At 39.6% G+C, this 14230-nt stretch carries 7 protein-coding genes; 4 read left to right on the forward strand and 3 right to left on the reverse strand.

Annotation, left to right across the window (positions count from 1 at the left end):
* The first annotated feature begins 33 nt into the window (after positions 1 to 33).
* Entirely contained in the window at positions 34 to 5823 is a 5790-nt protein-coding gene (locus tag AAOP42_RS03620) for a T9SS type B sorting domain-containing protein (RefSeq protein ID WP_349527097.1), read from the forward strand.
* Between the two features lie 9 nt (positions 5824 to 5832).
* Complete coding sequence (locus AAOP42_RS03625; RefSeq protein WP_349527098.1) at positions 5833 to 6756, forward strand: PorP/SprF family type IX secretion system membrane protein; 924 nt, start codon at positions 5833 to 5835, stop codon at positions 6754 to 6756.
* A 73-nt stretch (positions 6757 to 6829) separates the two neighbouring features.
* Here AAOP42_RS03625 and dnaB read toward each other — a convergent pair whose 3' ends face one another.
* Complete coding sequence (gene dnaB, locus AAOP42_RS03630; RefSeq protein ID WP_349527099.1) at positions 6830 to 8398, reverse strand: replicative DNA helicase; 1569 nt, start codon at positions 8396 to 8398, stop codon at positions 6830 to 6832.
* 286 nt (positions 8399 to 8684) lie between these two features.
* Between dnaB and AAOP42_RS03635 the strand changes: the two genes are divergently transcribed.
* Complete coding sequence (locus AAOP42_RS03635; protein WP_349527100.1) at positions 8685 to 8951, forward strand: hypothetical protein; 267 nt, start codon at positions 8685 to 8687, stop codon at positions 8949 to 8951.
* Between the two features lie 399 nt (positions 8952 to 9350).
* Here the strand turns inward: AAOP42_RS03635 and folK are convergent, their stop codons facing one another.
* Complete coding sequence (folK, locus tag AAOP42_RS03640) at positions 9351 to 9857, reverse strand: 2-amino-4-hydroxy-6-hydroxymethyldihydropteridine diphosphokinase (RefSeq protein WP_349527101.1); 507 nt, start codon at positions 9855 to 9857, stop codon at positions 9351 to 9353.
* A gap of 206 nt (positions 9858 to 10063) precedes the next feature.
* Between folK and sppA the strand changes: the two genes are divergently transcribed.
* Entirely contained in the window at positions 10064 to 11821 is a 1758-nt protein-coding gene (gene sppA / locus AAOP42_RS03645) for a signal peptide peptidase SppA (RefSeq protein WP_349527102.1), read from the forward strand.
* Between the two features lie 22 nt (positions 11822 to 11843).
* On the opposite strand, the gene AAOP42_RS03650 is transcribed toward sppA, so the two are convergent.
* The gene (locus AAOP42_RS03650; RefSeq protein ID WP_349527103.1) at positions 11844 to 14171 is read right to left on the reverse strand and encodes a GH92 family glycosyl hydrolase; all 2328 of its coding nucleotides are present in this window, start codon (positions 14169 to 14171) and stop codon (positions 11844 to 11846) included.
* Positions 14172 to 14230: the final 59 nt, after the last annotated feature.

The following is a 14230-nucleotide window of genomic DNA, read 5'->3' on the forward strand; positions in this document are numbered from 1 at the left end:
ACAGGATGTAACTCCGCTCCGGTGCAGGTAACCATGACTTCTGTACCTACCAAACCTGACCTGGACATCACTGTGGTGAACACTACTTCGTGTGCTGCCAATAACGGTTCAATTACAGTTGCCATCAACGATCCTAATTCTGCCGGTACACTCGATCCTAATGACTTTACATTTACCTGGTACAATGGATCACAAACTATAGCAGGAAACTTACATACTGTTGCTACTGTTGGAAACAACTCTATCGCTACGCTTGCTGATGGTGACTATACAGTAATAGTAAGGGCTAATACGCAACCTGGTGAAGGGTGTAGTACTACGGCTACCTCTACTGTCGGTGATGACAAACCTGTTTTAGTCGTTGCTGCTGCTACGCCTACTGCTTCTGTTGATTGTAATGGAAATGGACAAATTGAAATTACTGATGTGTCTGTGGATGGTGTAAGCATCCTGCAGGCAAGTATGGTAAACTATACTTACAGTATCTATGATAACACTACTGCTCTGATCAGTACTTTCAATACTCCGCCTACCGGTACTACCAACCCAATTCATAACTTATTGGCCGCTGGTACTTACTTCATCGGAGTGTCTGATCCGGGTACTTCTGGCTGTGAATCTGATCTGGTACAGGTTGTTATTAACAACAACAGTGTCAACCCTGATATATCTATCGCTATTACTTCTCAAAATACTGTCTGTGACAATGCAGTCAATCCATACAATGGATCGCTTACTGTATCTGTAGCCGGTGGGGATGGAAATTACGATTATGCATGGCACTCTGGTAGTAACATCAATGTAAACAACCCGATCGGACAAACTACTGCTACCGCTATCGGTTTGCAGGAAGGGTTCTACTGGGTACAGGTAACTGACAATACCACCGCTGGCAATACTTGTAGCGCCAAAGCTGTCGTTGAACTGACTTCAAACTTTGACGACATCTCAGTAGCTATCGCTGATATCACTATCACTCCTGCTTCTGATTGTACTGGTGCTAACGCTACCGGTACCATTGAAGTCACTGACGTTCGGGTTGGTGGAACCCCTCAGGGTACTGCTGGTTATACTTTCGAGTTCTTCGCTGAAGGAAACATCAATGCCGCTGTAAGCACTAATAACCCATACGCTTCGGTTACTCCGGGTGATTACTTCGTAGTAGCTACTGATGCTACCACAGGATGTAACTCCGCTCCGGTGCAGGTGACGGTAGATCAAGATGACAATGTACCATCTCTGGTATTTACTGAAAACGCACCTAACTCTGCTTGTATTGCTGCTAACTACAATGGTTCATTGTCTGTTGCGGTTTCAGATGGAGCAGGTGGAACCAGAGATGCTTCAGAATTTACTTTCCAATGGTATGAAGGTTCTCAGCCAATCGTAGGATCAACTGTTGACAATGCTGATGGAGGTAATACAAATACCATCTTTACAGTACAGGGAGGTGATTATTCTGTTGTAGTAACAGCAATTGGTGGATCAGGAATAGGATGTTCTGCTATAGGCACATCGAAAGTAACTTCAGCTAAACCTACTCTGAAAATTTCCAATGCTGACATTACAGCATCTAACAGTTGTAATCCTGACGAAAACGGATCAATTGAAATTACCGGATTAACGTTGAATGGAGCAACATTAAGTACTGAATCTTCATTGGATGATTATACGTTTGCCTTGTTTGATGATTCTTTTGCTTCACTAGGTGCATTTGATACACCAGGAACATCTTCCAATTTCCCAAGCACTTCAGGTTTGGCAGAAGGTGTTTACTATGTAGTAGCAACGAATGTTAACGGATGTAAAACAACTCCATTCCTTGTTGAAATAGATGATGTATCAAGTAACCCTGTTATTTCTTTCAATCAGGAACTTGCCGACAACAGTTGTAATGGAACCGATGCTACTGGTTCATTATCCGTAACTGTTCCGGGTGAGAACATTGCAGATTATACAGTAGAATGGTACACTGGTGATTTATCTGCCTTTGGTATTACTCCTGTAAACCCTGCAAATATTTCAACATCAAATAACAAGAGTATTATATCCGGAGTTGCAGCAGGACAATACAGTGTAAGCGTTACAGACAATACCATTCCTGGCAATAACTGTCTTGTATTGGGAACCGGAGTGATTGAAAACAATTTCGCTGAGATCACCATTCCGGTAATTACTGCAACTGCAAATCAAAAATGTACTGCCCCTTACGACGGAACAATAACAGGCAATCAGGTTAGAGAAAATGGAACTTTATTGAGTCCGGTAGCTACTGCAGCAAATTACACCTTCACTTATTTTGATGAGGACTTTAATTTATTAGCTGACAATACCACTCTTCAAGGTGGCACTTATTATGTTGTAGCTGAAAATAACACAACCGGATGTACATCTGATGCCACTCAGGTGAATGTTGCACAAGACCTGGATAACCTTGAATTGGCATTTACAAATACTCCTAACACCTCGTGTGCTGGTGCCGGAACTTATACAGGTTCTGTAACTGCTACAGTTACTTACAACGGCAATACATTTACTGGCAGGTATAGCTTTACCTGGTATGAAGGAAATACTGTTGGTATAGGTTTAATTTCAACTGGAATTTCTTCAGGAGCAACTGATAACATCAGTACGGTTTCTGACCTGGAGTCAAAACAATACACTGTTGTTGTTACGGACAATACTACAGGATGTACGATTACCGGAATACATACTGTTCCTGAACTTTTAGACATTCCTACATTAACAATCCCTGATGCAAGAATCACTGAGTCATCACTATGTACTCCGGGTGGAGGAAATGGATCAATTACTCTGGTTAATTCTGACATATCTCCGGGTAATCTGAGTGACTATGATTTTGATTGGTATTTGAACCCACCTCCGGGAGTTGCCTTTGTATCTCAATTGGGAACAGATGGAGACGTAGGCCAACTTACTGACTTACAAGCTGGTGATTACTACGTAGTGGCTACCAACAGAACAACAGGTTGTGTGTCTGCATCAACCCGATTTGATGTGTCTGATTTCTCTGTCACTCCTACCCTTGCGTTCTCACAAACTCCAGATATAGGATGTTCTTCATCTTTAGGATTGGGAACTGTTACAGCTCTTGCAGATGGATTCAATTCAAGTTCTGCACCAGCAGGTTATGAATGGCAGTGGTACAAAGGAAGCTCTTCTGCTTTCGCTATGGTATCCGATGCAGATGGTGGAAAAACAAGTACAATCAGCAATCAGGCTTTTGATACATACACAGTTGTAGTTACCAATACCAATACTGATTGTTCTGTTGAGCAACGAGTTGTTCTGGAAAGAGAAGAAAAGTATCCTGTAGTTACAAAAACCACTGCAACAAGTCAAACTGCTTGTAATCCAAATGGAACAGTGGCAGTCACAGAAGTGACTTACAACGGGACATCAATCAGTGTAAACAACTTTACATTTACCTGGACTTCCGCAGGTGGTGCTCCACTTGGAAGCGGAGTAGGTATGACCTCTCCTCCTACTTCCGGATCATTGGCAGCAGGATCATATTTTGTAGCCGTCACTCATGACTTGACGGGATGTGACGCAGAAAAGCTTACTGAAATAAAAGTGAAAGATGACATTGCACTTCCTGTGATTACCATAGTTCAGGATGCAGCAGACGTTAACTGTACTTCAGCAAGTGGCACAGGCCAGTTGTCAGTAACAGCAGATGGTGGAAATAATTCAAACCCTCCTTACACTTTTGAGTGGTTTAACGGTTCGTCTGCTATAGGCACTGCATTTGCTACAACTGCTACCGTTAGTTCATTGACAGCAGGTACTTATACCGTAAGAGCATCCAACTCAGTAACAGGATGTACGGATGTCAAGTCGTTTGAATTAGAAAGTGATCCGATAGAACCTAAGATTGTGAGTTTTGAAACTACCGGAGTTTCACTTTGTAATACCGGAAATGGGACAATTACTATAACAAGTATGTCTCCAGACAATGTCAATTCTTACAATTACGAATTGTTCGATATCAAACCATCCACTCCTGGCGCATTGGCAATAGACAACAATGCAACCGGAGCATTTAGTGGTGTAGATGTAGGAACTTTCTGGATAGTTGCAGAACATGCAGTAACAGGATGTAAAGCTCCTTCTATACAGGTGGAAGTTGAAGATGTGAGTATTGCACCTGCCATAGTACAGGAGGATATTGTACTTCAATCTAACTGTGTACCTCCGGGAACACCTAACGGAAGTATGACAGTTTCCGGTGATGGCTCCACTGATCCTTTGGAATACAGTTTCCAATGGTATTCTGATGTAACATTGACCACTCCTGTACCAAATGCTAATGGAGGAAATACTGCTACCATATTTGAAATTACTGCCGGGAATTATACCGCAGTGGTTACAAGTTTGACAACAGGATGTTCTAGTACTCAGACTTTCAAAATGATCGATGACATTCTAAGTCCTTTGACACTGACTGTCACTTCTTCACCAAATGACAATTGTGTAGATCCTAATGGTAGAATGGCTGTGTCTGTTCTTAACAGGCCACAAGGAAAAGGAGCAACCGATTATGACTACTATTGGTTTGTTGGTAATGTCACCAATCCTGACATCAACAATGCTGATTACAGAGGTCAGTTAATCGAAGAAGTAATGAACGGTACATATACTGTCAAAGTGATAGATCCTGTTGGTGGATGTGAATCGGACCCTGTAACCATTCAGGTAGATGACAATACCAACACGAATGAACTGGCATTTGAAATTGTACAGGATGCACCTCTTACGAATTGTGATCCTGCAAGGCCAAATGGAATCTTGTCTGTAAACAATTTAACCTCTGGCAATTTGTCTCAATTCAAGTTCTTCTGGTACACAGGTACTACACCTGATCCGGCTACTTTATTTGATACACTTCATTTCCAGGTGGAAGAATTGACAAGTGGAAACTATACAGTAGAGATGATAGACAGATATACCGGTTGTAAAATCTTCGATGTTATCAATTTGGAAGATGCAACCGAAGCTGTACCTGTTCCTACCATTACTACTATTTCCCATAGAACCAATTGCTTGATTGGAAATGGAGAAGCCAGTGTGTCAGTAAATGGTGATATTTTGAATTACGATTTCGAATGGATGTTTAATGGTGTTCCTTTCGGAAACGGAGTATCATTTAGTGGCCTGGAAGAAGGTACTTACGAAATAGTGGCTACCGATATTGTGACTGGTTGTGTATCTGATGCCGGCACTCTTACCATTGAAGATCGTACAATTCAAGATCCTGAATTCACTGTTCTGGTAACAGAACTATCAGTATGTGATGAAAACAACGGTGAAGCGCAATTGGAAGAAGCTAATTTCGAAATTGATTCAATTGCATGGGAATTGCTTAGCACCAAAGAAATTGGTTTCTCTACTGGTCTTATCAGTAACGACCACAAACTAATCAGTGCCCCTCCTGGTGACTACTCAGTATATGTAAGAAATGGATTGGGCTGTGACAACACTGCTACATTCTCCATCGAAACGGACGTAGTAATCTACAATGGAGTATCTGCAAATGGAGATGGCATGAATGACTTTTTCATCATTGACTGTTCAGGATTCTTCCCTAACAACAAATGTCAAATCTTTAACAGAGCCGGACAACTAATATTTGAGATGGATGGTTATGACGAAGAAGATGATGCCAAACGTTTCAATGGAATAAGTAATAAAGGAGTGTCTGTTGGAAGTCAAGGCTTGCCCGAAGGTACATATTTCTATATCTTTGATAAAGGAGATGGATCAGAGGTTCAACAAGGCTATTTAGAACTGGTTAGATAATAAAGAACTATGAAGAATATAAAATTAATCTTAGTATTGATATTGATGGTCTTGGGTTTAAATGCTTATTGCCAGCAAAGACCAGTCGTTTCAACTTATATGTTCAATGGCCTGTTACTCAATCCCGCATATGCCGGAAGTTTAAACTTGTTCAGTGCGACAGTAACCAATAGAAATCAATGGGTAAATGTAGAAGGTGCACCCAACACTCAGTCAGTTTCAGCCCATACTACCTGGGCTGAAAACAGAGTTGGGACTGGACTAAATGTGCAACGAGATGCTATTGGTGTACACGAACAATATAGTGTCTATGGAAGTTATGCATACAAAATAAGAATGTCAGGAGGTATATTGTCAATGGGCCTTCAAGGTGGATTTGACAGTAGAAATTCTGACTATACCAAAGTAACTATCAAAGATCCCGGCGATGCACTTCTCGAAGGAAGAGTTACCAGGTTTAGTCCAAATGTTGGTACGGGTTTGTATTTTGCAAACAGGAAATTTTTCGCAGGATTCTCTATACCGTATATTTTGACACCAAAACTGTATGATGTTGAAACAATATCTTCAGATGCCCGACAATCAAGGTACTACTATTTCAATGTAGGGAATGTAATGGAAATATCCCCTACGGTAAAACTTAATCCATCAGTATTGCTGAGGATGCAGCAGAGATCACCTATAGGCTATGATGTCAATGTTAACGTGATCCTTAGTGACATTATCTATGCAGGTGTTTCTTATAGAAGTGGAGATGCAGTAGTATTCATCACTCAGTTAGTCTTGAATGAAAACTTCAGAGTCGGATATGCTTACGATACTGTTACTTCTTCCATTACGGGATATACTCCTGGTTCTCATGAAATAATGTTGAACTACAGGAAGAAAATCAGAGGTGCTAAAAAAGATCCCTTGTGCCCGGTTTATTTCTAAAAAGAATATTGACATAAAACAAAAAAGGTGAGCTTTTAACTCACCTTTTTTGTTTTATGCATTTTTTCCAATGTTAGAATGGGGCATCATCCGGGCTACCTGCTGAAGGACTATCATCATCATTTGCTTTTGATGGCATAGTAATGGTACTCTGACCGGAAGAAAATTCAGAGGGAATTCCAGAAGAAGGAAAACTATTGCCATAATCACCTCCCATCATATTACCATCATAGTCAGAGAACTTAGTAAATCTTCCGATAAACTTAAGTTTCACATTTTCAAGTGATCCATTTCTATGTTTGGCTATAATTACCTCTCCCATACCTGTAGTTGGCAACCCATCTTCATCTTCTGTAATATCATAGTATTCCGGACGATATAAAAATATCACCATATCAGCATCCTGCTCAATAGAACCTGATTCCCTCAAATCCGAAAGCTGTGGTTTCTTATCTCCTCCTCTGGTTTCCACCGCTCTACTCAACTGCGAAAGTGCCAATACCGGAACATCCAATTCTTTCGCTATTCCTTTTAACGCCCTGGAAATTGATGCTATTTCCTGTTCACGATTACCTCCTGAGTTTTTCGAACTGTCACCGGACATCAATTGTAAGTAGTCAATAATAATCAACTGTATGTCATGTTGCGCCTTTAGCCTCCTACACTTAGCACGTAATTCCAATATACTCAATCCGGGAGTGTCATCGATGAAAATAGGAGCTTCAGTCAATTTTGAAGTTTTATGAACCAATTGCTCCCATTCATGATCGGCCAATCGTCCTTTTTTTATTTTATCACTTTCAAGTTCTGCCTCCGCTGAAATCAGCCTGTTTACCAATTGAACAGCAGACATTTCTAATGAAAACATAGCCACTCCACACCTGAAATCAACTGCGGCATTCCTCATAGCTGACACCACAAATGCCGTTTTACCCATACCCGGCCTTGCTGCTATAATAACCAAATCAGATTTCTGCCAGCCTCCTGTGACTCTGTCCAGCTCAGTAAAACCGGTAGCAACTCCTGTTAACCCATCTTTGTGCTGCTTTCTTGCTTCTATCTCCAATATGGCCTCATGCATCAAAGTTGACATGTCTGCATAATTTTTCCTGATATGAGACTCTGAAATTTCAAACAAAGATTGCTCAGTTCGATCCAACAATTCGAATACGTCCTGGGTATCTTCAAAAGCATCAGATTGTATTTCCGACGATATCCTGATTAATTCTCTTTTTATGGATTGTTCTGTAATTATACGTGCATGGTATTCAATATTTGCTGCCGAATTAACTCTGGTTGTGAGCTCTGCCACCTGATAGGCTCCTCCTGCAATTTCAAGGGTACCGTTTTTTCTAAGTTGAGCAGTAACAGTCATCAAATCCACAGGTTCAGATTTATTGAACAAATGAACTATGGCTTCATATATTTTTGCGTGTGATTCTTTGTAAAAGCTTTCAGGCTTAAGAATATCAATTACCGCAGTAAGTGCATCTTTTTCCAGCATCAAGGCTCCCAAAACTGTTTCTTCCAAGTCAACAGCCTGTGGCGGCACTTTGCCCAGTTGCACAGACAATTCCTGAACTCCTATCTTTCGTTTACCCTTTGCCTTAGCCTCAAATGTTCTGGAACTACTGATATCCATATATGAATTGTAAAAATTATTGGTATATAAAGTTATTGAAAATACAACAGCCATCCTAAGTCAAAAGCCATCAGAATTTTAGAATACAAACGTAGTGAATGACTAAATACTTGTGGACTTATCTTTCCCTATTTTATAAACAATTTGTCGTGAAAGTTATCCACAACAGAATGGTATGTTCAGAAGTTTCACCTGTTAGGTTAAATGGAAAATGATACTAAAGGGTTGTAATAAGAAGTTGAGAAATTTCATTCGTTTAAATTCAATCTATGAAAAGGCATTAACTTTGTTAGAAGACAAATCAATAATAAAAATGGGTTTACAAGAAACCAAATTAGGTGTGATGCAAAAAATCATGGGCGTATCAAAAACATCTTTTTTAGGAAAAATAGATAAGCTTTTGGAAAAAGAAATGATAGTAAGCTATACATTAGAAGGAAAACCTTTAACAAAGGCCTTATATAATTCACATTTGCAAAAGGCCGAAGAGCAACTCAGCTCTGGTAAATTCATTACTCAAGCAGAGTTAGAGAAAGAATCTGATAACTGGTAATGGCTAAGCCTAAAATTATTTGGACAAAACAAGCAAAAGAAGCTTTGAAAAGTATTTACGACTACTACAAGGATAAGTCGCCAAGAATGTAAAATCAGATTTACTTAAAAGCCCAAAAACGATATTATTCTCAAAATAATATAAGGTTGACGACATCAATCCCAATTATCGAAGAAAGTTGTCCGGCATTACAAGGTTTTGTACAAAGAGGACAATGAGGTAATACAAGTGTTAGATATTGTAAGCACCAGACAATCTCCTGAAGTTTTGAAAAACCAATAAACCACTATTTGCTATTTCTCCTTTAACGGCTTTTACAATAAGCTTGAATAGTGTCATAGAAAATTCCAGTTTATTAAAACATTACGATAAACTTACTCAAAATATTTTTTACTACTCCTACCCAACAGAAACAAATCTCTTCACATTTAAAGGATCAGGGCATTTATCAAGTAAGTCCTTGTTAGATTTTTTCATGATTGGGTGAATGTAATCCGGAGCGATTTCTACCAATGGCACTAGGGTAAATCTTCTGTTTTGAATTTCAGGGTGAGGTATCATCAAGCCGTCTGTTGAAATTATGGCATCATTGAAATACAATATGTCTATGTCTATGATCCGTTCCATCCATTTTTCTATCCTGACCCTTCCCATTGTTTTTTCTATCTCAAGACAAATAAATAATGTCTGATCAGGATCATTGATCGTATCCACTTCCAATACCTGATTTAGGAAAGTATCCTGATCGCTCCTACCCCATGGTTCTGTTTCGTAGATGGCAGACGACTGTTTTACAATACCCAAAACCTCTTCTATATTACTTCTGGCTATTGCCAGGTTTTCGATCTTATTCCCTTGATTTGTTCCCAGTAAGATGTAGCAGGTATTCTTTTCTTTTTCAGCCATATTTACACTCTAAAATGCGAATATCAACGAAAAGCGAATATTATTGTAATAAATCGTACGAAATAAGTACTCATGTATTGATAGATTTGCATTTGGTCGGAAACAAAACAATTTGATCCAAATGCAGTTAAGTTTTCATAAACAACAAATTAACAACCAACATTGATGACATCTATTGATGTTGCTAAAATGAAAATCAAAAAGATATGACGTTTTTTAAATCTGTAATGGCCACTATAGTTGGTCTGGTAATCGCCGGAATTTTACTTTCGATACTATTCATAATGGGCATAGCAGGACTGGTTGCATCAAGTTCGGGAGATGTCCCCACTGTCAAAGCCAACTCTGTGCTGTACATCAATCTTTCCGGTTCTGTGGCAGAAAGAATTCCCGAAGACCCATTGGCAGAAGCTTTTGGTGAGGAAAACAGAGGGATAGAATTGTTGGCCACATTGAACGCATTGGAATATGCCAAAACAGACAACAATATTAAGGGAATATACATGGAACATGGCTACCTCTCCGGAGGTTATGGATCAATCGAAGAAATCAGAGATGCCATTGAGGATTTTAAATCTTCAGGAAAATTCGTTTATTCCTATGCGGAGTTTTTGAGTGAAGCCAACTACTATGTCGCTTCCGTATCTGATGAAATCTATTTCAACCCTCAGGGTATTATGGAGTTGAACGGACTCAGTGCCAACATTACTTTTTTTAAAGGATTATTTGATAAACTGGAGATCGAACCACAAATATTCAGAGTGGGTACTTACAAAAGTGCCGTGGAGCCATTCATGAGAAAAGACATGAGTGAAGCCAACAGAGAGCAGGTAGGTTCATTTATCAATTCTATTTATGATCATTATTTACAAAAAGTTTCAGCTTCAAGAGAAATTGATTATGACAAACTAAAAGTGATTTCTGACTCAATGTTAGTGAGAAATGCAGAAGATGCATACAAATACAAACTTGTTACGAAAATTGCCTACAGTGACGAGATCAAGGCTTTGATCAGAGAACAACTAGAATTGAAAGAGGATGCCAAAATCAATTCGGTTTCACTAAAAAATTATATCAAACTGGCAAATTCTGTTGACAAATATTCTTCCAATAAGATCGCTGTAATTATTGCAGAGGGTGAAATCGTAAGCGGAAAAGGAGATGTTGACAATGTAGGTTCTGACAAATTTGCCAGAGTCATAAAAAAAGCAAGGGAAAACGACAAAGTAAAAGCTGTAGTGATCAGGGTAAACTCTCCCGGTGGTGGCATTGTTGCTTCAGACGTAATCTGGCATGAGATATTGCTGACGAAACAAAAGAAACCCGTAATCGCTTCTATGTCTTCTGTAGCAGCATCAGGAGGATATTATCTATCCATGCCTTGCGACACCATAGTTGCTCAACCAAATACCATTACCGGATCAATAGGCATATTTGGAATGATGTTCAATATGAGCGGTTTTCTGGAAAACAAATTGGGAATTACTTCTGATGTGGTGAATACCGGCGAATTTTCTGACATATACACGGTATCAAGGCCATTGAATGACTATGAAAAAAGCATCATCCAGGGACGTGTTGAAGAAGGGTATGAATCTTTCACTGGTAAAGCTGCTGAAGGACGTAAAATGGATATAGAAGCACTTAAAAAAGTAGCTTCAGGCAGGGTTTGGACTGGATCTCAGGCAAAGGAAATTGGTCTGGTAGATGTTTTGGGTAGCTATGATGATGCCATCAAAATAGCTGCCACCAAAGCAGGAATAGCTGATGACTATATGACCATTCTTTATCCAGAACTGAAATCAGAGTTTGAAGAGATCATGAGCAAATTGGTTGGTGAAACTGAAGCCCGTTTCATGAAAGCCAATTATGGAAACATCACTCCGTACCTTGACCAAATTAAAAAGCTGGAAAACTACAATGGCATCCAAGCCAGAATGCCATTTGATATAGAGATAAAGTAAAGAGCATTCAATATTATGCTCTTTACTCTAATTCCTTCATAAAAAACTCAAGCTTTCCACCTTTTGCAATTTCATCATGACGCAACCAGTAGCGGTCTAGTGGTTTTCCGTTGAGTTCTATCTTGTCAATATAAATTTGGCTGCTGGTATTCCTATTGACTACAATTTCAAGGGTCGAATTACCAATTGGTAATAAGATATTGTCAAACAAAGGAGAAGTCAACTGGTATTTATCCGTTCCTGCCATTGGGTATATGCCCATGGCACTCAAAACGTACCACGACGAAAGGGTAGCCCCATCGTCATTGCCATCAAGTCCGCCAGATTCTACTTTGTATTTGTTATCCAAAATCCATCTTACCCATTTCTGTGTAAGGTCCGGCCTGCCTGCTTCATTGAAAAGATACGCAACATGTATGTCAGGTTGATTGCCATGCCAGTAGTATGATCCCGGAGAAAATGTAGCATAGTCAGGATCAGCTTTTTCAAAAAATGAATTCAACTCCTCTACAAAATACTCTTTACTCTTAAAAAGAGCTATCAGTCCCTGTGGATCGTGAGGCACCATCCACCTCCATTGCAATGCTGACCCCTCTACATAATCATCTGTCAATATGCCATCAAAATCTGTGTAAGTAAGCTGCAATGGCTCAATTGGATCAAACGTGCCATCAGTTCTTCGGGGTTGAAAATATTGCGTTTCAGGATTCCAGGTGTTTTTATAATAATTGGATTGAGCGAAAAACCTGCTGGCATCCTCTTCATGCCCCAGTGCCTTGGCGAGCAAGGCATTGGAATAATCAGCCCAGGCATATTCCAATGTTTTTGATACTGATCTGTCAGTAACTTCTGATGGACAATATTCATATTGCAAATACTCTTCGATGCTTCTTCTACCGGAAGCATCTGTTTCTTTAGGTGTCTTTTTAGTTCCGAGATACTTCATTCCATCATAAGCGGACTCCACATCAAAATCAGTTATTCCCTTCAAATAGGATTCTGCAATCATCATAGAGGCTGGAGAAGCCAGCATCGAGTTGGAATAACCACTTCCAGACGGCCATCGGGGCAGATAACCTCCCTGCTCCTTCATTTTCACCATAGAAACCAACATGTCTCTTTGTTCCTTTTGAGCGATCAGGTTGTACAATGGATGCAAAGTCCGGTAGGTATCCCAAAGGGATAAATCTGTGTAATAGTTGAATGCCGTATCTGTTTGATGAACCTGTTTGTCAAAACCATGATACTCTCCATTAACATCTGTGTATGTGGTCGGCATAATAAACGAGCGGTACAACGCAGTATAGAAAATGGTTTTCTGTTCTTCGGTAGCTCCCTTAATTTTTATCACAGAAAGCTTTTCCTCCCACTTGCCCTTTGCTTCAGTCAATATGTCTTCAAAGGTTTTACCGGAAGTTTCAACGGTTCTGTTCAATCGGGCATTTTCAATACTTACATAAGAAATGCCCACTTTTGCATTCACTACCAGTGGATTCTTTGTCTTGTTAAATCCAATGTCAACACCAAGCGTATCTCCTTCTGCTTCACTTAATGATTGAAAATACTTCTTTCCATTCCAAATGCCATAAGTCTCAAATTTTTGATCAAATTTTGCTGAAAAGTAAACTTTAGAACCTCCGTACCGACTACCAAAAGTTCCAAAAGCAGTAATTGCTCCTTCGATTTCTGAAGTCTCTGGTTTAATTTTCACCAGACCATTGTTCGTACGTTTGTTGTCTATAGCACTACTGATATCAATCAATAAATGTGGCTGATTATCTTTCTCGAAAGTATAACGGTGAACTCCTGTATGGCTTGCAGTAGTAAGTTCTGCCTTCACTCCCCTATCTTCAAGATCAACTGAATAATAGCCCGGAAAAGCAATTTCAGTGTCATGAGAAAATGGGATATACTCCTTATTGCAGTAATCAATCCGTGTCTGTTCACCATAGCCCGGAACGAACCTAAACTGCCCCCCATCAGTAGCTCCAGTGCCACTCAGACGGTTGTGGCTAAAACCTACAATTTTATTGTTCCAATAATGATACCCCGAGGTGTTAAAGCTTTCTTCGTTGAGGAAAATAGATGCCGTTTCCGGACTCAACCTCACCATGCTAAATGGTAATGCTACTCCTGGAAAGTTGTGACCACAAACCCACGGATAACCACCTGTTCCTATAAAGGTGTTGACATATTGTCCGTAACCAGTCGGTGTTTCCGGATTTTCTACTGTTTGTGGTAATTTTCTGGCAACCAAATAATGCTTTACCCAGATTACCCCAATAAAAAGACCTATTGCAAGAAAAATCATTCCCACCAATAGGCCTGTATATTTTAATATCTTTTTCAACTTAATCTATTTTTCAGTCAGTTCGATTACATCGAATTTACAACCATTAAGGTTATAAT

The organism is Reichenbachiella sp. MALMAid0571 (assembly GCF_040151475.1).
Lineage (GTDB): Bacteria > Bacteroidota > Bacteroidia > Cytophagales > Cyclobacteriaceae > CAXBNB01.

What these genes read in the sequence shown, in the direction of transcription:
- AAOP42_RS03620 (WP_349527097.1), top strand. Translation starts at nt 34, where the DNA reads ATGACTTCTGTACCTACCAAACCTGACCTGGACATCACTGTGGTGAAC.
- AAOP42_RS03625 (WP_349527098.1), top strand. Translation starts at nt 5,833, where the DNA reads ATGAAGAATATAAAATTAATCTTAGTATTGATATTGATGGTCTTGGGT.
- dnaB (WP_349527099.1), bottom strand. Translation starts at nt 8,398, where the DNA reads ATGGATATCAGTAGTTCCAGAACATTTGAGGCTAAGGCAAAGGGTAAA.
- folK (WP_349527101.1), bottom strand. Translation starts at nt 9,857, where the DNA reads ATGGCTGAAAAAGAAAAGAATACCTGCTACATCTTACTGGGAACAAAT.
- sppA (WP_349527102.1), top strand. Translation starts at nt 10,064, where the DNA reads ATGACGTTTTTTAAATCTGTAATGGCCACTATAGTTGGTCTGGTAATC.